We start from the raw sequence: 23,443 nt of genomic DNA, 5'->3' as shown, positions 1-23,443 counted from the left end.
GCACCCCGCCGCGCCCTGCCGCAACAGGCTACTCCATGAAGCCGGGCTCCAGCAGGCGTGGGATCATCAGCGCCATGTCCGGCCAGAGGATCAGCAGCATCAGCACGCCCAGCATCGGCAGCAGCATGAGCACCACGTCCTTCAGCACATCCACAAGTCGCAGATTGCCGATGGAACAGCAGATCAGCAGGCACAGCCCGTAGGGCGGTGTCACCAGCCCGAAGGCCAGGGAGACGATGCTGATCATGGCGAAATGCACGGGATGGATGCCCGCCGCCGCCGCGACGGGCTGGAGGATGGTGCCGACGATGATGATGGCCGGGATGGCATCCAGGAAGCAGCCGACGACCAGGAAGACCGCCGCGATGAAGAAGCCGGCGGCGATCGGCCCCATCTCCCAGCCGGACACCCCGGCCAGCAGCGCCTGCGGCATCTGGTAGAAGGCCATCAGCCAGCCAAAGGTGCTGGCCGTGCCCACGCAGAACAGCGTGATGGCGGCGAAGCGGCCGGTTTCGCTGAAGGCGTTGTAGAGCCCTCGCAGGTCGAGCTTGCGATAGACGATCAGCGACAGGGCCAGGGCATAGAGCACGGCGACGCAGGCCGCCTCGGTCGGGGTGAACCAGCCGAAGATCTTGCCGCCGATGATGATGAAGGGCGTCATCAGCGCCGGGATGGCGATGAAGATCGCATAGCCCAGCTCACCCCAGCTCGCCTTGGGATAGGTCGGATAGTTGCGGGCCTTCGAATAGACATGGACCGTGCCCATCTGCGCCAGCGCCAGGAACAGTCCCGGCAGGATGCCGGCCAGGAACAGCGCGCCGATCGAGGTGGTAAGCACGCCACCCCAGACGATCATCAGGATCGAGGGCGGGATCACGACCGCCAGCACGGAGGAGACGGCGGTGATCGCGACCGAGAAGCTCGGCGCGTAGCCTTCCTTGATCTGGGCCTCGATGAAGATCTTGCCCTGGCTCGCCGCGTCGGCGGTGGAGCTGCCGGAGATGCCGGCGAAGAACACCGAGAGCACGACATTGATCTGGGCAAGGCCGCCCGGCAGATGCCCGACCATGGAGCGTGACAAGGTGACCAATCGGTCCGTGATGCCGCCCGCGGTCATCAGATTGGCCGCCAGCAGGAAGAAGGGCACCGCCAGCAGGATGAAGGAATTGTAGGAGTTGAAGGTCTCCTGCACCAGGATCATCGGCCAGAGCCGGTCTTCCAGGATGAAGGCGGGCAGGCAGGCCAGGCCGAGCGAGACCGCCACCGGCACGCGCAGCGCCAGCAGGATGAAGAAGATGCCGAACATCAGCCACGCGGCTTCGCCCGTCGCGAGTGTATTGCCGCCCATCAGGAATCCGCCCTCTCACCATGCAGCAGGATCTGCATGTCGTCCCAGATGCGTTCGCCGGCGAAGATCACCCAGGTGACGCCGGCCAGCGGCCAGGCGATGTGGATGGTCCAGAGCGGCAATTCCGCGAGTTCGCTGATGCGGTACCAGGCGGTGTCGGTGAATTCCCAGCCGTAGACGATCAGCACCCAGGCGAAGGCCAGGACGAAGATCGAGGACATGATGTCCATGGCGGCCTTGGCGCGGCCACGCAGGTTGTAGAACAGGTCGACGTTGAAATGCGTCGCCTCCCGCACGCCGATCATGGCGCCGATCATGATCATCCAGACCAGCAGGAAGCGGGACAGTTCCTCGGTCCAGATGTAGCGGGGAATGAACTCCAGGAAGCGCGCGATGATCTGCAAGGTGACCGGCAAGATGATGCCGACGACGGTGACGACCAGCAGCGCCTCCAGAATGCGCGCGTAGATCTCGGTGATGCGGCGGAACAGGCCGCGCGCGCCCGTTGGCGACATGCGGGGGTATCCTTGAGAAGGAGAGAAGGGGGGGGGCGGGGCGCTGCCTGGCGCCCCGCCGCGACGCTCAGGAGGTCATCGCATTGATGGCGGAGAAGATGCGGTCCGCATCGATCTCCTTCGCATAGGCTTCCATCACCGGCGCAACGGCGGCGTTCATCTCCGCGCGCTGCGTGAAGGCGACCTTCTTCAGGCGGCCGGCGGATTCCAGCGCCGTGATCTTCGCCGCATCCTCGCTGCTCTCGGCATTGCGGCCGAAGACGCCGGCCTCACGACCCGCGCGACGGATCGCCTCCTGCATCTCGCGCGGCAGGCGCGACATGGTCTGCACGGAGAAGCACAGCGGCCGCACGGTGATGGCGTGCTCCGTCATGATGAGGTTCGGCCCGACCTCGTAGAACCGCATCTGCTCGACGCCCGCGGCCTCGTTCTCGCCGGCCTGGATGACGTTGTTCTGGATGGCGTTGTAGACCTCGTTATAGGCGATGACCTGCGGCGCCATGCCGATCGCCTGGAAGGTACGGGACCAGATCGGCGCGCCCTGCACGCGCACGCGAAGGCCGCGCAGCTCCGCCATGTTGGTGGCCGGGCGGTTGGAGAAGATGTTGCGGGTGCCACCGCCGGCATAGCCGATCAGGGCCACGCGGGCGCGCCGCTCCACCTCGTCGGAGACAGGCTTCAGCATGTCGCCGTCCAGCACCTTGTTCCAATGCGACAGGTCGCGGAACAGGAAGGGCGCGTCGATGAAGGGCGCGGCGCGGCTGAAGGTGGACATATGCGCCGGGCTGACGATGCCGAAATCCACGGCGCGGCCGGCGGACATATATTCGAAATACTGCTTCTCGAGCCCCAGGGAGCTGTTGAGGTGCCAGACGAAGTTCACCGGGCGGCCGTAATACTCCACCACCTTCTCGGCGAAGTGCTTCATCGCGCGGGTGAAGACGTGTTCCTCATTGAACTGGCTGGCGCCGTTCAGGGTGATCGGCGTCTGGGCGCGGACCACATGCGGTGCGGCCAGCAGGCCGGATGCAGCGGCAATGCCGCCGAGCAATGCACGACGTTCCATGGATAGCTTCCCCTTGTTACTGCCGGGTCATGACGCCCGGGTTTTTACCTTCGCAGTCTAAGCAGCTACCGCGCCGCTTGGAAACCGCCCAGTTACCCGCCGGGGCTGACCCATTTCATCAGGTGGCGGGCGGCCAGGCAGAGGGTGCCATGCTGGTTCACCACCTCGCAGGCGGCTTCCGAGCGGCGGCGTGCCGCATCCAGGCTTTCCACCCGGTAGCGCGCGGTCAGGGTGTCGCCGATGAAGGCCGGGGCGAGGAAGCGGACGCGGTCATAGCCGATGGAAACTGGCACCCCCTCTGCCCCCGCGGCGATGGCCCGTTGCGCGATGGCGGAGGCGGTGGCGGAAAGCAGGCCCAGCACCAGGGCGCCATGGGCGATGCGCTGGCCATAGGGCGTGCGCGCGGCATAGTCGGCATCGACATGCAGCGGGTCGTGGTCGCCGGTGATCTCCGCCGTCAGCAACAGGTCGCGTTCCGTCAGCGTCTTGCTGAAGGCAGCCTCCGCACCGGCCTCCAGCCCGAACCTCATGGCGCCAGGGCCGCGAGGCGGTCGGAGACGGGGCGGCCGGGACGCGCCGCGATATCGCCGGCGAGGCCCATCCGCGCCTCCGCGAACAGCCTGGCATCCATCTGCCGCAGCTTGGCCGCGATGGTCGGTCGGAAGCCCATGCGGCCGCACACCTCCTCCACCGTCAGGCCAGGTGCGATTTCCACCATCTCCGGCCCCGCCGCCCCGAGCTGGAAGACGGCCGCTTCCGTCACATAAAGCACCGGCTGGCCGCGTTCACGGGCGAAGGCGCCGGAGAAGGTGATCTGCTCCACCTGCGCCACCGCCTTGGGCTTGCCGCCGGCGGTTAGCGTGCCGCCGAAGATCACGCGCTTCGCGTGCTGGCTGATATTGATGAAGCCGCCCGGACCGATCAGCTTCCCGCCGAAGCGGGAGACATTCACATTCCCCGCCGCGTCGAATTCCGCGAAGGACAGGAAGGCGAGGTCGAGCCCGCCGCCATCGTAGAAGTCGAACTGATAGGGCTGGTCGACCTGCGCATCCGGGTTCATCGCCGCGCCCGCCTCCCCACCGGACGCCGGCGCGCCGCCAATATTGCCCTGCTCATTGGTCAGGCAGATGGCGTCCAGGCAGCCTTCCTCCGCCGCCACATTGGCGATGCCCGTAAAAATGCCGGAGCCGAGATTGCAGATGGCGCGCGGAAACAGCTCCAGCGCCCCGCGCCGTGCCACGATCTTGCGGGCATCCAGCTTCAGCCGCGGGATGTCGTCCAGCGGGATGCGGAACTCGCCCGAATAGGCGGGGGAATAGGAGGTGAGGTAGGTCTGTTCCTGCTCCGGCGCCAGGACGATCAGGTCCACCAATATGCCGGGGATCTTGACCATCTTCGGATGCAGGCTGCCGCGGCGGACCACGCGCTTCACCTGCACCACCACGATGCCGCCGCAGCGTTTCGTCGCCTGCGCCTCGGAGAGCATTTCCAGCGTCACCGCCTCCTGCTCCATCGAGACATTGCCGTCCTCATCGGCCGTGGTGCCGCGCAGGAAGGCGATATCGACGTGGTAGGGCTTGTAGAACAGCATCTCCTCGCCGCGCAGCGTCACCAGCTCCACCAGGTCTTCCTTGGCGGAAGGGCTCTGGCGGCCGCCCTCGACGCGCGGATCGACGAAGCTGTGCAGCCCGGTCTTCGTGAACAGCCCCATGCGCCCGGCCGCCATTTCGCGCATGAGCTGGGACAGCACGCCCTGCGGCAGGGACCAGGCCTCGATCTCATCGGCCAGCGCCATGGCGCCGACCGGTGGGCTGTTGACGTAGCTGCCGGCGATATTGCGCTTGAGCAGACCCTTCTGGGCCAGATGGCCAAGGCCGCGCGTCCCGCCATCGCCCACGCCCACCGGATGCAGCGCCGTGATGCCGCGCGGGGCGCCGGATTCGGCGAAGCGTTCGCCCAGCGCCGCGAGCAAGGCCTCCGGCACCGCGTGCCCACCGCCGGAGCCGCCGATCAGCAGCGTGTCGCCATCCCGCAGCAGCGATGCCGCCTGCCGCGCCGTCACTTTGCGCATCCCGCCCGTTTCCCCAATCGTCATTGCCGCTATCCTATCGGTAAAGCGCGGGAGGGAAAGCTATGGCGGAGGCCAAGGACGGAGAGGTGACGCTGGACGTGTCGGAAGGCGTGGCGGTGCTGACGCTCGACCGGCCCGCCAAGCACAACGCCATCACCAATACGATGGCCGCCGAACTCGCCGATCATGCGCGCCGCATCAATGCAGATGACGCGGTGCGCGCCGTGCTGCTGCGCGGCGCAGGCACACGCGCCTTCTGCGCCGGCATGGATCTTCGCGCCATCGAGGCTTTTCGGACCGCCTGGGATTTTCGGCATCGGCCGGACTATCCGGGGGCAGTGCGCGCGATCCGCAAGCCCGTTGTCGCCGCGATCAAGGGTTGGGCGCTGGGCGGTGGCTTTGAACTCGCCTTGGCCGCCGATATTCGCATCGCGGCGGAGAGCAGCCGCATCGGCTTTCCGGAGGTGACGCGCGGCTGGGTCGGCGGCGGCGGCGCTTCCCAGATGCTGCCGCGCGTGGCGGGCTTCGGCCAGGCCATGCGGCTGCTGCTGACCGGCGAGCAGATCGACGGGGCAGAGGCGCTGCGGCTGCGGCTGGTGGAACAGCTTGTGCCGGATGACGCCCTGGAACAGACGGCGCATGCGCTCTGTGCCCGTTTGGCGGCGCTGTCACCTGTTGCGGTGCAGGCGGTGAAAGCGGCGGTGCGCCAATCGCTGGAGGCGCCGCTGACCGCGGGCCTTGCCTATGAGAACGAGATGAACGTGCTGTGCCTGGCGGCTTTACGCGAAGGGGGACGGGCATGATCGGCATCGGCGTCGTCGGGCTGGGCATGGCGACCCAGCCGCATATGCTGGCGATCCGCGACTTGGCGGAAGCCGGCACCGCCCGGCTGATCGGCGGCTTTTCACCGAGCGCCGAACGTCGCGCGGGTTTTGCTCTGCGCTGGAAGGCGCCCGTCTTCGATAGCCTGGAGGCGCTGCTCGCCGCGCCGGATCTCGGCTTGGTGCTGGTTCTGACACCGCCGGGCCAGCATTTGCCGGTGGCACGCGCGGCGGCGGCGGCGGGCAAGCACATGCTGGTGGAAAAGCCGCTGGAACGCACGGCCGCCGAGGCGGCGCAGCTCGTGCAGGTGGCGCGCGACGCCGGCGTCACGCTCGGCGTCGTTTTCCAGCATCGCTTTCGGCCAGCGGCGCTGCGGCTGAAGCAGGCGGTGGCGGACGGCGAACTCGGCACGCTGCTGTCCTGTTCGGCCAGCATTCGTTGGTGGCGCGACGCCGCCTATTTCGCGCAGCCGGGCCGGGGGATGAAAGCGCGGGATGGTGGTGGCGTGCTGCTGACCCAGGCGATCCACACGCTGGACCTTCTGCTGCACATCGCCGGCCCCCTGGCGCGCCTCGGCGCGCTGGCGAAGACCAGCGGTCTGCGCGCCATCGATACGGAGGACATGGCCAGCGCCGCGCTGCAATTCGCCAGCGGCGCCATCGGCGCGCTGGATGCGACGACGGTGGCCGAACCCGGCTATCCCGAACGTGTCGAGATCGCCGGCACCGGCGGCAGCGCGGCGCTGGTGGCGGAACGGCTGGAGCTGCATGTGAAGGGCAGGGCGGTCGAGATCGTCGATGGCGCCATGGCCGGAGGCGGCGGTGCCGACCCCATGGCCTTCGACCACGGCCCACACCGCGCCATGATCGCCGAGATGTGCGCCGCCATCACCGAAGGCCGCGCGCCCCTGAATGACGGTGTCACCGGCCTGCCCGTGCTGCACGCCATCGAGGCGATTCTGCGCAGCGCCGAGTCAGGCGGCTTCGTCGACCTGTAGGGTATGCACCATCAGGTCGTTCTCACCCTTTTGCACGACCTCACCCTTCTGGTTCAGCAGATCGAACCCCATGGTGACGATGCCGCGCCCGGGGTTCCGGGTCGCGCGCTTTGACAGCACGGTGATGCGCGCGGCGATGCGGTCACCGACCAGGATCGGCCCCGCAAAGGTCCAGCGCCAGCCGAGCGAGACGATGGCGGCAAACTTCACGGGCGCACGGTTCTTCAGCCCGTCGCAGAGGGCCAATCCCAGTAGCCCATGCGCGACACGGCCCGGATAGCCCAGGCCGCGCGCATAGTCGTCGTCCATGTGGATATCGAAGAAATCCCCGGTCAGGCCGGCGAAGGCAATGATATGCGCCTCCGTCACCGTGATGCCGCCGGTCTCAATCACCAGGCCAGGCTCGACCTGTTCATAGCGCAGCAGTGCCGGGTCGATCTTCATGGATGGGCTCCCTGCCATTGCTCAGCCGGGCGGCCGCCGGCGGCTGAGCCTGGCGGCCATCAGTTCCTCCCGCGTCGCCTGGCGCACCGTGCGGCCTGGTGTGGCGGCCTTGCGGGCGGCGATCAGGGCGTCGATCGCAGCCTGCTGCTCCTGCTGGGATGGGCAGCGCCAGGACCGGCCGGTGATCAGCTCCGCCGCGACCAGATCATCCCGCAACTTCGCGAAATCCAGGATGCCGACGCCCAGCACCGTCGCATGGTCCGTCAAGTTGTCGCCATCCAGGGTCACCACGCCCCCCACCACCGTATCCACCAGCCAGGACCGCCTGAGCCCGGCTGACATCAGATAGCCCGGCCGCGGGTTCGTTGCCGGACGGCGCGCGATCACCGCGACCGGATTTTCCCGGCGCAGGAAGCCGACGCCCAGGTGAATCGCCGACCCGTCGGCGAATATGACATCGCGTGCCGAGTCATAGACCGCCACCTGCTCGGCGATGGTCAGGCGTTCCGGGTACATGATGCTGTACCCTTCGGCCATCAAGTTCTCCTCGAGCAGGTCCTCGAACAGCATCCCGCCCATATCCTCTGGCAACAGGCGGCGGGAGACATAGAGGCGGGGCGTCACCAGCCCATTCCGGATGCCGGGCGAGCGCCGCATGCTGTTGAGCATGCCGACGAAGCTGGTCTTGTGATCGTCCGGTGCGTCCCCGGACAGGATCAGATGCGCAGGCACGGCCAACTGCGCGAAGCGCTCCGGCGCTGTCAGGATACGATATGGCAGCTTGGTGCCCAAGCCGAGATGCGCCAGCACATCCTTGATCGGGGTGGCAAGCTGCTGATTGCGCGCTGGATTGCCCCGCACGCCATGCAACTGCAGAAACACCACCTCATCCACCTGGCCCTTCAGCGCCGCGATGGCCCAGAGGCGCCCGATGCTGAAGGCCATGAAATGCCCGAAATGCGGCTGCAGCCAGCCACCGAACATGGCGCGGCCCTGGGTGACGGGCAGCGCCGCGTCGGGGACAGCGGGCGGCATCTCCATGATGCGATCGCCGCGATGCCGCCCATGCTCCACCAGGGAGCCATCCGGCCGCAGTACCCCGCCATCCACGATCAGGCCGCCAGGGCCGCGCCCTGGACCGGAGGAGGGAACGACAACAGCCTGCTCAATCCAATCGATTTCAGGCACGTGGGGCCACCTTCGCTGCCGCGAGGAGGCTAGTCGAAAGCCTCGCCGAGGACCATGGCGCGGGGCCGCGCGGCCCCGGCCAGCCGGCCTCAGGCCTGGGCAGCCTGGACCTCGACATAGGGCAGGCGCTTCACGCGATCCATGTTGACGCCCTCGATCCGCAGCAGCCGGGTCGGGCCGTCGCGGCGAGGGGAATGCAGGTCGCCGGGCTCGTACAAATAGGCATCGCCGGGCCGCAGCGTGTAGTCGCGCAGGCGCAGCGCCTTGCCGGACTTCATGCCCTCGGGCCGCGCCAGGCATTCATAGTCGGTCATCACGGTCTCGCCCGTCGCCTGGCCATAGATCGCCCAGGAGGGGCCGTGGTCATGCGGGCTGCTGGTCTTGGCATCCGAATAGGCATGGGCGAGGACGGCGAAGCCCAGCTCCGGGTCCTCATAGATCACCTGGCGCTCCGGCGTGCCCTCCGGGATGGCCGCGGCGACGAAACCCGGGTCCTTCAGCGCCTCCTGCACGAGGGCGCAGACCTTCTCCCGACCGGGCTTGCCGGGGTTGTCCTTTAGCGCGGTGCGGCATTGCGCAGCAAAATCTTCGACTGTCAGGGCCATTTGAGGTTCTCCTCCTTCGCAGCAACAACTCTTTGCCTCGTCCGGGCGCGAGTCAACCATGACGTCACGCCGCGGCCGCCCTCAAAGCCTTGCGCCGGCGGATGTCGCGGCGGACGGACAGGCCGAGGGAGACCATCATCACCACCAGGATTCCCACCGCCACCGGATAGTCGAAGATATAGGCCGCATCGCCGCCCGAAAGCTGCCAGGCGCGCAGCATTTCTGTCTCGATGAGCTTGCCGAGCAGCAGGCCGACCACGATCGCGGCCACCGGGAAGCCATAGCGGGACATCAGCCAGCCCAGCACGGCGAAGACGAACAGGGTGATGGGGCCGGCGATGGACCCCTCGATGGCGAAGGCGCCCATGGTGGACATCACCAGCACGCTCGGGATCAGGTAGCGCAGCGGCAGCCGCACCACGTTGGAGGCAACGAAGACGAAGGCCGCGCCGATCACCAGCAGCACCAGCGCCTGGGCGAAGTTGGACAGGATGATCGCGTAGACGATGTCCCGGTTCTGCTCCATGAAACGCGGGCCGCCGATGACATTGTGCATGGCGAAGGCCGCCAGCAGGATCGCCGTCGCGCCGCCGCCCGGAATGCCCAGCGCCAGCATGGTCGCCATGGACCCGCCCTCGGAACTGCTATTGGCGCTTTCCGCCGCGATCACGCCTTCCGGATTGCCCTTGCCGAAGCTCTCGGGGTCCTTCGACGCGCGCCGCGCCTCGCCATAGGAGATCAGATTGGCGATGGAGGAGCCGATGCCCGGCACCGCGCCGACGAAGACGCCAATGGCGGTGCCGCGGAGCTGAGTGAGCGGGTTGCGCAGCACGATCATGCCGCCATCCAGGATGCGGCGCAGGCTGATGGTGCGCTGCTCGGCCGATTCCACGATGAACTTCGCATTCACCAGGGCGAAAAGCTGGCTCGCCGCCAGCAGCCCGACCATGGCCGGGATGGTGGGGATGCCGTCCAGCAGCCAGCTGATGCCCATGTCGCCGCGCATATAACCCGCGGTGTTCATGCCTACCGTGCCGCAGAGCACGCCGATCGCCGCCGCGAACAGCCCTCTGCTGACGGTCGAGCCACCTATCGAGCCCAACAGCACCAGCCCCCAGATGCCGATCGCCGCCATCTCGAACGGCCCGATACGCAGCACGATCTCGGCCAGCGGCTGCACCAGCACGAACAGCACCACGTAGGAGATCAGCACGCCGATGCAGGAGGCAACGAGCGCCACGCCCAACGCCTCATTGTGCTGGCCCTTCCGGGCCATCGGATAGCCGTCGAAGGTGGTGGCGACGGCGGAGGAGGTGCCGGGGATATTGATCAGCACCGCCGGGATCGAGCCGCCGAAGCCCGCGCCGGTATAGACCGAGGTCAGGAAGATGATGGCCGGCAGGAACTCCATGTAGAGCGTCGCCGGCAGCACCAGCGCCATGGCCATGGAGACCGAAATACCCGGCAGGGCGCCGAAGACCAGCCCGATGAGCAGCCCGGGCACCACCCAGAGCCAGGCATCGAGCGAGCTGCTCAGCAGGGCGATGGCCGAGCCGAGGGCGGGGAAGTCGATCATGGTGGCGGCGCCCTACAGCAGGCTGGTGGGGAAGGGGTAGGGGACCAGAAGACGGAAGCCGTAGATCACCGCGACCATGAAGATCGGCGGGAAGATCAGCAGCGGCAGCGGCTTGCGTTCCCCGCCGATGATCAGCGCGACCAGGGTGAAGCCCCAGACGGAAAGGTCGTAGCCGATACCCTCCAGCCCCAGGATGAAGCCGCCGAAGGCCGCCACCATGGCCAGGATGCGCAGCACGTCGCCGGGCGTTTCCGCATTCGCGGGATCGCTGGCCAGCACAGGCGCGCGGAGGAAGCCGATGGCCAACACACCCCACAGCAGCAGAACCAGCCAGGCGGTGGGCTGCAACAGCAGCAGGTTCTGCGGGTCCAGCGAGACGCCGCGCGCTTCCAGCAGATAGGCCAGGGTCAGCCCGGCCAGCAGGGTGACCAGGATCAGGGGTGCCCAGGCGACGCGGCGCCCCACGGTCTCAGCCTGCATTGGCGGCGCCTCGCTCATTGAGGTTCAGGCCTGCCGCAGCAGGCCGGCATGGCGTTCCATCAGCGTGGCGCTGCTCAAATAGGCGCGGTTCGACGCCTCCGGCCCGTACCAGGTGGTGGCGAGCTGCTGGTTGCCGAGCGTGCTGACGCAGTCCGGGTCCTTGGTGGCGCGTTCGATCGCCTGCAGCAGGATGCGGTAGCGCTCCGGCTGCGCCTCCACGAAGCGCTTCAGCACCACGAAGCCGCGCTGCGAACCGTCGACAGCCTGCGGCTCGAAGTTGTTGGCGCGGGCATGGTCGGTCAGCAGCGGCGCATCCGGGTAGTCGGTGGACTTCTCGTCACTGAACAGCAGCAGGGGCCTGATGCGGTCCTTGATCGGCAGGAAGCCCTCGCCGCCGACAAAGCCGATATCGACATGCCCGCCCGCCGTCGCCGTGCGCGCCGGACCACCGCCGTCGTAAGTCACTACGCGGACGCGGGACCGGTCGATGCCATGCGCCTGCAGGAACAGCGCCATGTTGATCAGGTCGGCCGAGGCCGGCTGCACGCCGATCGACAGGCTACGCGGGTCGCGCTTCAGGCTCGCCACCGCCTCCTCGATCGAATTGATGCCCTTGCTGGTGGCGCAGGCGGCCAAAGTCAGGTCGCGGGAGGGCAGGTTGATCATGTGGAAGTCTTCCGCCTTGTAGCGGGCATTCCTGGTCAGGATCGACAGCGGGATATAGGGCCCGGCCGAGTGGACCATGACCATGTAGCCGTCATCCGGCTGCTGCATATAGAAAGTGTTGCCCAGCACGGTGCCGCCGCCCGGGCGGTTCACCACGGTCACCGGCTGGCCGATGTGCTTCTGCACGAAGGGCGCCATGGCGCGGGCCAGGCGGTCATTGTAGCCGCCGGTGGCGAAGGGCACGAGGAGCGTGATCGGGCGTTCCGGAAAGTTCTGGGCGCGGGCGATGCCCGGGCTTGCCAGCGCGGCGCCGGCACCGGCCGCCAGCAGCAGCGCGCGACGGCGCGGAAACGCATGAATGGAATCGGTCATAGCCCATCTCTCCCCGGATGGCGGCTCTGGGTGCCGCACAGTTCTTGATCTTCGTAAGTCCAGTTAGACAGGCTATTGCTGACAGTCAACGCCTTAGCGCATAGCGTCGGCGATCGAGGGGAGGCTGGGATGGATCTTGGATATCAGGGCCGGCGCGTGCTGGTGGTCGGCGCATCCACCGGCATCGGCTATGCCACGGCGAAGCTTCTGGTGGCGGAGGGGGCGGAGGTGCTGATGGCCTCCCGCGACGCCAACGCCATCGCCGCGGCGGCGGAGCGCATCGGCGCCGAATGCGGCCGCACCCCCGCCAGCATGGCCGCCGACCTGACAGAGGATGGCGCGGCGGAGCGGTTGGCGGCGGCGGCGCAGGCACGCTGGGGCGGGTTGGATGCCCTGGTCGACGCCGTCGGCGGCTCCATCCGTTCGAGCTTCGAGGCGCTGACGGATGCCGATTGGCTGGGCAATTACCAGTTCAACGTGCTGTCGGCGGTGCGGGCGGTGCGAGCCTCCCTGCCGCTGCTGCGCCTGGGCCAGGCGCCATCCGTGGTGCTGCTCGGCGCGGCAGCATCCCGCATGCCCTATCCGAACCAGATCGTCTCGAACGTCCACAAGGCCGGGCTGCTCGGTCTGACCAAGACCCTGGCCGGCGAATATGCGGGAGAGGGCATCCGGGTGAACTGCGTCGCCCCGGGCCGCACCCTGACCCGGCTGTGGCAGGACCGCGCCGCGAAGCTGGCGGCGGAGCGCGGCTGCGCGGTGGAGGAGGTGATCGCCGAATTCGCCCACGAGATCCCCATCGGCCGTTTCGCGACGGCGGAGGAGGTGGCGGTGATGGTGGTCTGGCTGTCCAGCCCGCGCGCCGCCTATGTGACCGGCCAGACGGTCAATGTGGATGGCGGGATCGCGCGCGGCCTGCTGTAGGCGCGCCACGGCCCGCTGCCGAACACGCCGGCTTTTGTTGCTATTTGGCCATAACCCGGTAACTCCCCGGCCATGCCGCGCCAAAGCGCGGAGGAGGCCGTCCGGGGTGGCGCGCGATGGCTTCGCCCGCCATTTGCCCCGGCCGCCTCCCAAGACCGCATGAGGGACACGCAGACGCATGGCCGAGACCCGCCCAAATCCGCGCCGCCCCTTCTCGATGTTGCGGAGCTTCATGGATGGCGAGGCCTCTGGCGGCCTCGTGCTGATGGGGGCGGCCGTGCTGGCGCTGATCGTCGCCAATTCCGCCCTGGCGCCCAGCTATTTCGGCGCGCTCAGCGCCTATCTCGGCCCGCTGTCGCTGCTGCACTGGATCAATGACGGGCTGATGGCCGTCTTCTTCCTGCTGGTGGGGCTGGAGATCAAGCGGGAGGTGCTGGACGGCCAGCTCTCCACCTGGTCCCGCCGCGCCTTGCCGGGCATCGCGGCACTGGGCGGCATGGTCGTGCCGGCGCTGATCTACTTGGCCTTCAACGCCGCCGACCCCATCGCCGCGCGCGGCTGGGCGATTCCGGCGGCGACCGACATCGCCTTTGCGCTTGGTGTTCTGTCCCTGCTGGGCTCGCGCGTACCGACCTCGCTGAAGGTCTTCCTTACCGCGCTCGCCATCATCGACGACCTCGGCGCCGTCGCCATCATCGCGGTGTTCTACACGGGCAATATCTCGCTGCTCGACCTCGGTCTGGCGGCGGCGGTGATCGTGGTGCTGATGGCGATGAACCGCGGCGGGGTGATGAAGCTCTGGCCCTATCTGCTGCTGGGGGCGGTGCTTTGGGTGCTGGTGCTGCGCTCGGGCGTGCATGCCACGGTGGCGGGCGTGCTGCTGGCCTTCACCATTCCGCTGCGCCCGGCCCCCGGCGCGCCGGACGACCTGCATTCCCCGCTGCACCAACTGGAACATGCGCTGCACCGTTGGGTCGCCTTCCTCATCATCCCAATCTTCGGCTTCGCCAATGCCGGGGTGAGCTTCGCCGGCGTCACCCTGGCCACGCTGGGCAACAACCTGACGCTCGGCGTGGCGATGGGCCTGTTCCTCGGCAAGCTGATCGGTGTCTTCGGCTTCGCCGCCCTGACCATCCGCACCGGCCTGGCGGAGCTGCCGATGGGCGCGAGCTGGACACAGTTGCTGGGCATCGCGCTGCTCTGCGGCATCGGCTTCACCATGAGCCTGTTCATCGGCCTGCTGGCCTTCGCCGATGCCCCCATGCTGCAGGACAATGTGAAGATCGGCATCCTGATGGGATCGGCGATGGCCGGCGCGCTGGGCTTCCTGCTGCTGCGACTGGCGCCCCGTCGCGTCCCTGCGCCAAAGACCGCGCGCGCCTGACGGCGGGCGTATCCTGGATTGCGCCGGTCAGGCGGAGGCCCTGCGCGCCGCCTCCGCGATGGCGTCGATCGGCCCGACCAGCTCGGCCAGGGCCTGTTCCAGGGTCGCGACGCGGATCGGCTTTTCCACATGGCCGTCCATGCCGGCCGCCTGGCAGGCTTCGATATCCTCGCGAAAGGCGCCGGCGGTCACGGCCAGGATCGGCACGCGGCTAATCGGGCCGGGCAGGGCGCGGATGCGGCGAGTGGCTTCCAGCCCGTCCATTCCCGGCATCTGCACATCCATCAGCACCGCGTCATAGCAGCCGCCCGAACGCGCCACCGCCTCCACCGCCGCGGCGCCATCCGCGACAAGCTCCACCCGGTGGCCCACCGATTCCAGCGTCGCGCGCAGCAGCAACCGGTTCGCCGCCACGTCATCCGCGGCCAGGATGCGCAAACCCCGCCGTGCGTCAGCGGGCGCCGGAGGCGTCGTGGCGGGGGGAGGGGTTTCCGCATTGGCGGGGGCGGTCGGCCGCAATTCGGGCAGCACCAGGGGTGCCGGCACGCGGCCCATCATGGTGGAGCCGGAGGACGGCGTGGCCTCCGCCGCGGCCACTGCGGGTGCCGGCAGCTCGAACCAGAACAGGCTGCCGCGGCCGTCCGGCCCCGGCTCGTATTCGATCTGGCCGCCGAGCAGCGCCGCGAAACGGGCGGAGACCGCCAGCCCCAGCCCCGACCCCGCCACGCCCTTTCCATCCGGATCGTGACGCACGAAATCCTGGAACAGGCGGCCGTTCAGCCGGGGTGACACGCCCGGCCCGGTGTCGCTGACATCGAAGCGCAGACGGCCTTCCAGCGGGCGGAAGACGCGCAGCGTGACGCCGCCCGCCTCGGTGAACTTCACCGCATTGCCCAGCAGGTTGAGAAGGATCTGCCGCACCCGCGCCTTGTCCATCAGCACCGCGCGGGGCACGTCCGCCGCCACCTCGATGCGCAGCGACAGCCCCTTCTGGTCGGCCGAGGGCCGCAGCAGATCGACGCAGGACCTGGCGAGCGCGGCCGCGTCCGTCGGCTCCAACCGTGGTGCTTCCGCGCGGCCGGCCTCGATGGTGCTGATCTCCAGCAGCCGGCCGACCACGCCGGCCAGATGCTCCCCGGCCTCGGCGATGGTGCGGACCTGCTCCCGATGGTCGGGCCCAAGCGTGCGGTCGCGCAGCATCAGCTGCGCCCAGCCCAGGATGCCATTCAACGGTGTGCGCAGCTCGTGGCTGGCGGCGGAGAGGAAGCGCGACTTCACCGCGCTCGCCGCCCGGGCCGTCTCCAGCGCCGCAGCCAGGCGCGCGGCCATCAAATCGAGGCGGCTGGCCAGCGCCGTCAGCTCCGGCGTCGCGATGCCCGTGCCCAATCCGACCCGGGCCGACAGGTCGCCATCGGCCAGCCGGTCCACGGTGTGGCCGAGCCGGCGGATCGGCCGCAGCACCAGCACCTCGCCCAGCACCAGCACCAGGCCAACCAGGGCCAGCCCACCAATGCCCATCAGCAGATAGGACAGCAGACGCCGCTGATTCACCGGGCCGAGCAGGAGCGCCTCATCCACCCCGACGATGACGCGCGCGCCACCCAGCCCGAGCGGCGCGAAGGTGAAGATCCCATCGGCGCCATCGCGCATCGGCGCGCGCACACTGCCCGGCCCATTGGCCGCCAGTGCGGCCCGCACCACGGGATTGGCCGCGACATCATTGCCTGTCCGCCAATTCGCCAGCTCCGCCGCATCGACATCCGGCAGATGCAGCCCGACCAGTCGCCCTTCGCCATCGATCAGGCCGATGCGGAAGGAGGCGGGGGCGCTGGCGGTGAGGCGCCGCATGAGCCAGCCGACGTCGAGGCCCGCGGTCATCATGCCCGCGATCTCACCGTCTTCACCCGGGATCGGCCGCCCCACATACAGTGCCGGCGGCCCGTCGCCCGTGGCAGGCCGGGTCAGGCCGGACAGCACATCCCGCCGTTCCCGCAGCATCTGCTGGATGCCGGGACGCTCCCCCAGATTCACCGGAGGGCCGCCGCGGCTGCTGCAGACGCTCCAGCCATCGGGGCGCATCGTCGTCAGCGACAGCAGCCAGAGCGCGCCGTCCGACACTTCCCGCAGAACATTGGTGCAGGCCTCGGCGCCTGATCCGTCGCGGAGGCTGTCCTGCACCGCCGGCAGACGGGACAGCGCGCCGAGCAGTGCCTGTGCCTGCTCGACCAGCGCATCCACCTCCCGCGCGCCGCGCTGAGCCACTTCGGCGGCCTGGCTCTCAGCGGCGGCGATGCGGTCGCGCGCCTCGGTCTCCAGCAGCCAGGTGGAGAAGCCCAGCATCGGGATCAGCGCCAGCATCGCCAGCCCGGCCCAGCGCAGCCGCACGCCCCGGGCCCAGCTTTGACGTGGGGCGGCGCGGCTCGGGGCGGCGAGGATCTCCGGCCGGGGCGGCAGGATCCAGGCGGAGGGCGCATCGGGCGCGGCGTCCGGCACCGGGGGCGTCGGGGCCGGGCGGCCGATCAGATAGCCCTGGATCAGATCGCAGCCTTCGGCGCGCAGGAAGTCGAGCTGCGCCTGCGTCTCTACCCCCTCCGCACAGGCCTTGATGCCCAGGCCGCGGCAAAGCTGCAGCACGGCGCGGATGACGTTGCGCGCCTTGTCATTGCCCTCGACGCCCAGGATGAAGGACCGGTCGAGCTTCACCTTGTCCAGCGGCAGGGCGTGCAGATAGCCGAGCGAGGAATAGCCGGTGCCGAAGTCATCCAGCGCCACCCGCACGCCGAGCACGTGCAGCTCCTCGATCGTCACGGCGGCGGCGGCCTCATCCTTGATGAGGGTGCCCTCCGTCACCTCCAGCTCCAGCCGGTCCGGTGCCAGGCCGGAATCACGCAGCATGGCGGAGACCAGCCCGGCCAGCCCGCCGAGATGGAAGCGGGAGGCGGAGACGTTCAACGCGACCTTGAGCTGATGCGGCCAAGCCGCGGCCTGGCGGCAACCCTCCCGCAGCACCCATTCATCCAGCATGCCGCCCAGGCCGCAGGCTTCCGCGATGGGCACGAAGACGGCCGGGGAAACCGGCCCGAAGCCGGGGCGGTCCCAGCGCAGCAGCGCCTCGCAGCTGACGATCCGCCCCGTCCGCGCATCCGCGACGGGCTGCCAGTCGAAGCGGAAGGCGCCATGCGCCAGCGCGGCGCGCAGATCCCGCTCCAGCGCCTGGCGGCCAGCGAGCTGGCCCTCCATGGCCGGGTCGAAGCGCATCTGCCGGCCGCGGCCGTGGTTCTTCGCCGCATAGAGCGCGTTGTCGGCGCGCCGCAGCAGCGCATCCGCATCCAGCCCGTCGGCGGGCGCCAGCGCATAGCCGACGGAGGTGCGGATCGGCACCGGCTGGCCCGCATATTCGAAGGGCGCGCTCAGCGCTTCGATCAGCCGCACGGCCAGGGCATCGGCCTCGCCATGCGTCACGGGGCCGGAGAGGATGACGGCGAATTCGTCACCGCCGAGTCGCGCCACCGTATCGGCATCGCGCACCGAGGCCATCAGCCGCCGTGCCGCCTCCCGCAGCAGAGCGTCGCCGCCGGCATGGCCCAGCAGGTCGTTCACCGCCTTGAAGCGGTCCAGGTCCAGGCAGAACACGGCGAAGCCGTGCCCATCCGGCGCCCGGGCCTGGGCGATGGCCTCCTCCAGCCGCTGTTCGAACAGGGGGCGGTTGGCCAGCCCGGTCAGCGGGTCGCGCAGCGCCGCCGACTGGGCTGATTCCAGGCTGCCGCGCAGCTCGATCGCCGCCGCGACGCCCTGCGCGATATCGGCCAGGGCATCGGCCGCCGCGGCTGACATCTGCCGCGGCTCCCGATCCAGCACGCAGAGCGTGCCCAGCGCATGGCCATCACGGTCGATGATCGGCGCCCCGGCGTAGAAGCGGATATGGGGCGGGCCGAATACCAGCGGGTTGTCGGCGAAACGCGGATCCTGCGCCGCATCCTCCACCACCATCACCGCATCGGGGTCCAGGATGGCATGGGCGCAGAAGGAGGTACGGCGCGGGGTCTGCCGCAGGTCCAGGCCGATCGCCGCCTTGAACCACTGCCTGTCCGCATCGATCAGGGAGACCAGCGCCATGGGGGTGCCGGCCAGATGGGCGGCAAGCCGTGCGAAAGCATCGAACCGCGCATCGGTCGGGGTATCGAGAATGCCGGTCGCATGTAGCGCTTTCAGGCGTTCCGTCTCATTCACAGGCAGACCGGCCGGAGGCAATGCGTCTCTCGCTTCTCGTCCTGGTGGTGACGTCCAACGTCTGACAACTCAGGGTGGTATCAGACAACATAATTCCCCGCCTAGGAAGGCAAATGCCCGACAAGAGTGGGAGGAATTGTGAAGCTGCGTGCCCTGTCAGCCTGTGGACAATGGGTTTGCGGGCGCGCCTGGCGACGCTTTTCCGCTGGGTAACAAGTAGGCATCGGCTTCGCTTCTGGTTCCCTTGGTCGCCTTCCCGGCGGGAAAGGTCCTATGACGACTGGGCGGGTAGTAGCAGATGGACGGTGCTGCCGCGCCCGGACGCGCTTTCGGCCGTCAGCGCGCCGCCGGCCCGGCGCAGGAAGGCCGCCACCATGGCCAGTCCGAGCCCCGTGCCCCGCCCCTCCGGCTTGGTCGTGAAGAAGGGTTCTCCCAGCCGGGCCAGCACTTCGGGCGCCATTCCCTGGCCGGAATCGCTCACGGAAATACGCAGATAGGCACCCGGCAACAGGCCGGTCACACCGTCCGGCTGCGGCGGAATGGTCAGCCGCTGGGCCATGATCCGTACCTCCCCGCCCGCCGGCATGGCGTCCCGCGCATTGGCCGCGAGGTTGATCAGCGCCGTCTCCAGCTCCGCCCGGTCCAGGCCCGGCGCGCTGCGCAGTCCGCTCGGCGCCTCGCAGCGCACCCGGATGCCGGCGCCGAGCGTGGCATCCAGCAGCGCCGTCAGTTCCTGCAGCGAAGCGCTGACATCGACGGGCGGGGCATTCGACAGCGTGGCGGGGTCGGCGCGACGGGTGGTGTCCAGCAGGCGGCGCGCCAGGGCGGTGGCGCGTTCGGCGTGGCGGGCGAGGTGGCTCGCCACCTGCCGCACCCGCACCGTATCCTCCGCATGGCGGTCCAGCAGCCGGGCGGCGGCGACCACGGATTGGGTGATATTGCCAAAATCATGCGCCAGTCCGCCGGCGAGCAGGCCGAGCGTCGCCTGCCGTTCGGCGCCGCGCGCCCGGGCCTCCGCGAGGCTGCGGTTGCGCATGGCGCGCTCCGCCTGCCAAGTCGCGGCCAGCAGCAGCGCCATGCCGAGCGTGGCGCCGACCACCGGTCCCAGCATGCGCCGCAGCCATTCGCGCCGCAGCGCCTGTTCCGACAGGCCATAGGCGACGCCTATGTCGTGCCGCGCCACCCGGCGGAAGGCGGTCAGCCGCGCTTCGCCATCGAAGGGGGAGGGGCCGCGCATCGTGGCCACCTGGCCCCGCCGCATGGCCCGCAGCACATCTCCCGCGCCGCGCGGCAGGGCGGCGCCCTCGGGCGAGGCCGGCGGCGGCACGGCGGCCAGCAGGGCACCATCCAGCCGGAATAGCGTTACCGAATCGCCCGGAGTCTCCAGGATGCTGCGATAGAAGGACTGGAAACTCCCTGGCCAGAGCGCCGCGAGGACGGCGCCCCCATCGCTGAGCCCATCCGGCCGGGCGCGCGGCCGCACCAGGGAGAAGGCCAGCATCCCGGTATCGGCCTCCCGGATCACCTGGCTGATGAAGGGCGCATCGCGGATGGCGGACCCCGCCGGCAGGGCGGCGACGAAGTCCTGGCCGGCGACATCGCGCGGCACCGCATTGAGCGGGCGGGCGGAGGACATCACCAGCAGCCCGCGTGGATCGACCAGGGCGATGCCGCCGGAGCTGTGATTCACCGCATCCAGCACGCGCAGAAAGTCGTAGAGCCCGGGGTCCCGCGCCGCCGAGTCCCAGTCCAGACCGGACATGCGCTGTTCGACCGCCGCGATGGTCAGTTCCTGTGCCTCGAAGGCGCGTAGCGCGTGTTCGTGCAGCATGTCCGCCACCCGCTGCACCCGCCCGCGCGCCGCCTGTTCCGTCGAACGGTAGATACCGAAGCCCACGGCGATCAGGGCCGCCAAGGGCAACAGGATGGCCGCGGCGCGCAGCAACCAGAGACCTCGCGGCCGGCGCAAGGGCAGGATCCGGAAAGGCCGTATCACGCCGTTATCGCATCCGACCTGTGGTCGGGCACGCGGTCCTGTCCTGTCGAGGCGCCGATGGCATCATGGCGGCGACATTAACCTTCTTACGCCCGGGGTGAAATGACCCCCCGCACGCTATGGTTGAGCGCCTGTAACGTCGGGTGACTCCGCCGCCGCACCGATTTCATCGCTGGCGATCTTGCTGTAGGAGGGCGCCGGTGAACGCCACCCTGCCTGCCCGCCTGGCCGTCATCATTCCCGTCTATGGCGAGGCCGCCAACGTCGCCCCCCTGGTCGCGCGGCTCGACGCCGCTTTGGCCGGCCTGGCGTGGGAGGCCGTGTTCGTCGATGACGACAGCCCCGATGGCACGGCCGCGGCCGTCCGCGCCATCGCCGCGACCGATCCGCGCATCCGCTGCATCCGCCGAATTGGCCGGCGCGGGCTGGCTTCGGCCTGCATCGAGGGATTCCTGTCCGTCTCCACACCCTTCGTGGCGGTGATGGATGGCGACCTTCAGCATGACGAGACCATCCTGCCGGCCATGCTGGCGGCGGTGGAAGGCGGTGCCGATATCGCCATCGGCAGCCGGCACGTCGCCGGCGGCGCGGCGGAGGGCGGATTTTCCGCCGCCCGCGGCGCGCTTTCCGAAGGTGGCGCGGCGCTGGCGCGGCTGCTACTGCCTGTGAAGGTGGCCGATCCGATGAGCGGCTTCTTCCTGCTGCGGCGCGACCTGGTGGAGGAGGTGGCGCCGCGGCTGGCCGCGCGCGGCTTCAAGATCCTGCTCGATATCCTGCTTTCGGCCCGTCGGAAGCTGGTGGTGGCGGAGCTGCCCTACAGCTTCCGCTCCCGCCAGGCGGGGGAGAGCAAGCTGGACGCCACGGTGCTGCTGGAATTCGGCGGGCTGCTGCTGGACAAGGCCACGCGCGGCGCGGTGCCGCTGCGCTTCGTCGCCTTCGCGGCGGTCGGGGCGATCGGATTGCTGGTGCATATGCTGGCGCTGGCCCTGCTGGTCGGGCCGCTGGGCTTCGGGCCGGCGCAATGGGCCGCGACCTTCGTGGCGATGACCGCCAATTTCGTGCTGAACAACCGCATCACCTATCGCGACGCACGGCTGCGCGGGGCGGCGCTGTGGCGCGGGCTGGCACTGTTCTACCTGGTTTGCGGCATCGGCGCGGCGGCGAATGTCGGCATTGCCGGGCTTCTCGTGCGGGACGGGCTGCTGGCCTGGGGCGCGGCCGGGGCGGCCGGGGCGTTGATCACCGTCGTGTGGAACTATGCCGTCTCCTCCACCCTGGTCTGGCGCGCCCGATGAGCCTGGCCTGGCTGCTGCTGGGGGTGACGGCGCTGCGGCTGGGCGTCGCGGCGCTGGTGCCGCTGGCGCCCGACGAGGCCTATTACTGGGTCTGGTCCCGCACGCTTCAGGGCGGTTATCTGGACCATCCGCCGATGGTCGCCTGGTTCATCCGCGCCGGCACGCTGCTGGCCGGGGAGAATGCTTTCGGAATCAGGCTGATCGGGCCGATTGCGCTCGCCATCGCCTCCCTTTTGCTGGCCCGTGCCGGGGATGCGCTGTTTCCGGACCGGAAGCCGGGTTTCTGGGCGGCGCTGCTGTTCAACGCGACGCTGCTGGTCGGTGTCGGCGGCATATTGGTGACGCCGGACCTGCCGCTGCTGGTGTTCTGGACCGCCGCGCTCTGGGCGCTGGCCCGGCTGCATGCGACGCAGGATGGGCGCTGGTGGCTGGCCTTCGGGCTGCTGGCGGGGTTTTCGTTATTCTCCAAATACACGGCCGTGCTGCTGGGCGCCGGCGTGGTGCTGTGGTTGGTGGGCAGCCGCGACGCCTGGCGCTGGTGGCGGGACTGGCGGCTTTATGCCGGCGGCGCGCTCGCCGGGCTGGTCTTCCTGCCGGTGGTGCTGTGGAACGCGCGGAACGACTGGGCTTCCTTCGCCAAGCAGGGCGGGCGGGCCGGGACGGATGAGGCGGGTTTCACCCTGCGCTATCTGGGGGAGCTGATCGGCGGGCAGATCGGCCTGGCGACGCCGCTGGTCTTTCTGCTCTGCGTCGTCGGCGTGGCTGTGGCGGCGCGCCGCTGGTGGCGGGGCGATGCGGCGGCGGGCCTGCTGGCCGCCCTGGTCTTGCCGGGCGTGGCGCTGTTCCTGTGGCAGGCGACCGGCAGCCGGGTGCAGGGCAATTGGCCCGCCATCCTCTACCCCGCCGCCTGCCTCGCCGCCGCCGCCTTCCTGCCGCCGCGTCTGCATCGCTGGCAGCGGCCGGCGGTGGGGCTTGGCGCCGTGCTGGCGCTGGCGGTCTATATCCAGGCGGCCTTCGCGCCGCTGCCGCTCGGCCGGCGGCAGGACCCGACCCTGGCACGGCTCGGCGGCTGGCCGGAGCTGGCCCAGGCGGTGGAGGCCGAACGGCGCACCCAGGGCGCCAGCTTCGTGGCGGCGGAGGAATACGGCCTGGCCGCGCAGCTCGCCCTGAACCTGCCGCCGGGCATCCCGGTGGTGGCGCTGAATCCCCGATGGGCGCTTTTTAATCTTCCGCGCCCCGTGCCGGGCGTAACCGGGGTGTTGGTGCAAAGCGAAAGAAGGGACAGCGCGCCTGACTGGCCCGGAGCCGAGCCGGTTGGGCATAGCCTGTCGCGCAGCCGGCGGGGCATCGAGGCGGAGCGCTATCGCGTCTTCCGGATCGAGTCGCGACCGGGCCTGCCACCCTCCGCGATCCTTCCCCGTCCTTGACGGAAGGCGGGGTCGCACGAAGCTTAGAGACCCCAAGGCG

At 69.3% G+C, this 23,443-nt stretch carries 19 protein-coding genes; 6 read left to right on the top strand and 13 right to left on the bottom strand.

Annotated elements, in window-relative coordinates; translation table 11 throughout:
- Positions 1–28 precede the first annotated feature (28 nt).
- The 5 genes from ACVFYP_RS18460 to ACVFYP_RS18440 all read right to left on the bottom strand — a co-directional run bounded on the left by ACVFYP_RS18460 (position 29) and on the right by ACVFYP_RS18440 (position 5,000).
- Complete coding sequence (locus ACVFYP_RS18460) at positions 29–1,348, bottom strand: TRAP transporter large permease (protein WP_499201669.1); 1,320 nt, start codon at positions 1,346–1,348, stop codon at positions 29–31.
- A complete protein-coding gene (locus ACVFYP_RS18455) occupies positions 1,348–1,863 on the bottom strand; it encodes a TRAP transporter small permease (protein ID WP_499201668.1) in 516 nt (171 codons plus the stop codon). Before ACVFYP_RS18455 ends, ACVFYP_RS18460 begins: the two co-directional genes overlap by 1 nt.
- 67 nt (positions 1,864–1,930) lie before the next feature.
- Entirely contained in the window at positions 1,931–2,929 is a 999-nt protein-coding gene (locus ACVFYP_RS18450) for a TRAP transporter substrate-binding protein (RefSeq protein WP_499201667.1), read from the bottom strand.
- A 92-nt stretch (positions 2,930–3,021) separates the two neighbouring features.
- Complete coding sequence (locus ACVFYP_RS18445; protein WP_499201666.1) at positions 3,022–3,459, bottom strand: MaoC family dehydratase; 438 nt, start codon at positions 3,457–3,459, stop codon at positions 3,022–3,024.
- Positions 3,456–5,000, bottom strand: a complete 1,545-nt coding sequence (locus tag ACVFYP_RS18440; protein ID WP_499201665.1) for an acyl CoA:acetate/3-ketoacid CoA transferase — start codon at positions 4,998–5,000, stop codon at positions 3,456–3,458. Before ACVFYP_RS18440 ends, ACVFYP_RS18445 begins: the two co-directional genes overlap by 4 nt.
- Positions 5,001–5,062: 62 nt before the next feature.
- Between ACVFYP_RS18440 and ACVFYP_RS18435 the strand changes: the two genes are divergently transcribed.
- On the top strand, positions 5,063–5,803 hold the full coding sequence (locus ACVFYP_RS18435; RefSeq protein WP_499201664.1) for an enoyl-CoA hydratase/isomerase family protein: 741 nt from the start codon (positions 5,063–5,065) through the stop codon (positions 5,801–5,803).
- A complete protein-coding gene (locus tag ACVFYP_RS18430; RefSeq protein WP_499201663.1) occupies positions 5,800–6,819 on the top strand; it encodes a Gfo/Idh/MocA family protein in 1,020 nt (339 codons plus the stop codon). Before ACVFYP_RS18435 ends, ACVFYP_RS18430 begins: the two co-directional genes overlap by 4 nt.
- Here ACVFYP_RS18430 and ACVFYP_RS18425 read toward each other — a convergent pair.
- The 6 genes from ACVFYP_RS18425 to ACVFYP_RS18400 form a co-directional block, all read right to left on the bottom strand.
- Positions 6,796–7,263, bottom strand: a complete 468-nt coding sequence (locus ACVFYP_RS18425) for a MaoC family dehydratase (protein WP_499201662.1) — start codon at positions 7,261–7,263, stop codon at positions 6,796–6,798. The genes ACVFYP_RS18430 and ACVFYP_RS18425 overlap by 24 nt on opposite strands.
- A gap of 21 nt (positions 7,264–7,284) precedes the next feature.
- Positions 7,285–8,451, bottom strand: coding sequence for a glycosyltransferase 61 family protein (locus tag ACVFYP_RS18420; RefSeq protein WP_499201661.1), 1,167 nt, complete (start codon positions 8,449–8,451; stop codon positions 7,285–7,287).
- A gap of 89 nt (positions 8,452–8,540) precedes the next feature.
- Positions 8,541–9,056, bottom strand: coding sequence for a hypothetical protein (locus tag ACVFYP_RS18415; RefSeq protein WP_499201660.1), 516 nt, complete (start codon positions 9,054–9,056; stop codon positions 8,541–8,543).
- Between the two features lie 64 nt (positions 9,057–9,120).
- Positions 9,121–10,632 carry a tripartite tricarboxylate transporter permease gene (locus ACVFYP_RS18410; protein ID WP_499201659.1) on the bottom strand — a complete coding sequence of 504 codons (1,512 nt, stop codon included), beginning with the start codon at positions 10,630–10,632 and terminating at the stop codon, positions 9,121–9,123.
- A 12-nt stretch (positions 10,633–10,644) separates the two neighbouring features.
- Positions 10,645–11,112 (bottom strand): hypothetical protein, encoded by a 468-nt coding sequence (locus ACVFYP_RS18405; protein ID WP_499201658.1) that lies wholly within the window; start codon positions 11,110–11,112, stop codon positions 10,645–10,647.
- A 24-nt stretch (positions 11,113–11,136) separates the two neighbouring features.
- On the bottom strand, positions 11,137–12,150 hold the full coding sequence (locus ACVFYP_RS18400) for a Bug family tripartite tricarboxylate transporter substrate binding protein (RefSeq protein WP_499201657.1): 1,014 nt from the start codon (positions 12,148–12,150) through the stop codon (positions 11,137–11,139).
- A 129-nt stretch (positions 12,151–12,279) separates the two neighbouring features.
- Between ACVFYP_RS18400 and ACVFYP_RS18395 the strand changes: the two genes are divergently transcribed.
- Complete coding sequence (locus tag ACVFYP_RS18395; RefSeq protein WP_499201656.1) at positions 12,280–13,071, top strand: SDR family oxidoreductase; 792 nt, start codon at positions 12,280–12,282, stop codon at positions 13,069–13,071.
- Between the two features lie 178 nt (positions 13,072–13,249).
- On the top strand, positions 13,250–14,455 hold the full coding sequence (nhaA, locus tag ACVFYP_RS18390) for a Na+/H+ antiporter NhaA (protein WP_499201655.1): 1,206 nt from the start codon (positions 13,250–13,252) through the stop codon (positions 14,453–14,455).
- 27 nt (positions 14,456–14,482) lie between these two features.
- Here the strand turns inward: nhaA and ACVFYP_RS18385 are convergent, their stop codons facing one another.
- Both ACVFYP_RS18385 and ACVFYP_RS18380 read right to left on the bottom strand, forming a co-directional pair.
- Complete coding sequence (locus ACVFYP_RS18385) at positions 14,483–18,685, bottom strand: EAL domain-containing protein (protein WP_499201654.1); 4,203 nt, start codon at positions 18,683–18,685, stop codon at positions 14,483–14,485.
- Between the two features lie 271 nt (positions 18,686–18,956).
- Entirely contained in the window at positions 18,957–20,654 is a 1,698-nt protein-coding gene (locus tag ACVFYP_RS18380) for an ATP-binding protein (protein ID WP_499201653.1), read from the bottom strand.
- Between the two features lie 227 nt (positions 20,655–20,881).
- On the opposite strand from ACVFYP_RS18380, the gene ACVFYP_RS18375 reads away from it, so the two are divergent.
- Both ACVFYP_RS18375 and ACVFYP_RS18370 read left to right on the top strand, forming a co-directional pair.
- Positions 20,882–21,976 carry a glycosyltransferase gene (locus ACVFYP_RS18375; protein ID WP_499201652.1) on the top strand — a complete coding sequence of 365 codons (1,095 nt, stop codon included), beginning with the start codon at positions 20,882–20,884 and terminating at the stop codon, positions 21,974–21,976.
- On the top strand, positions 21,973–23,403 hold the full coding sequence (locus tag ACVFYP_RS18370; RefSeq protein WP_499201651.1) for an ArnT family glycosyltransferase: 1,431 nt from the start codon (positions 21,973–21,975) through the stop codon (positions 23,401–23,403). The genes ACVFYP_RS18375 and ACVFYP_RS18370 overlap by 4 nt, the downstream gene beginning before the upstream one ends.
- Positions 23,404–23,443: the final 40 nt, after the last annotated feature.

Source organism: Roseomonas sp. F4, assembly GCF_053891155.1.
The sequence above is the reverse complement of the archived record's forward strand: the minus strand, read 5'-3'. Positions and strand labels throughout refer to the sequence as shown.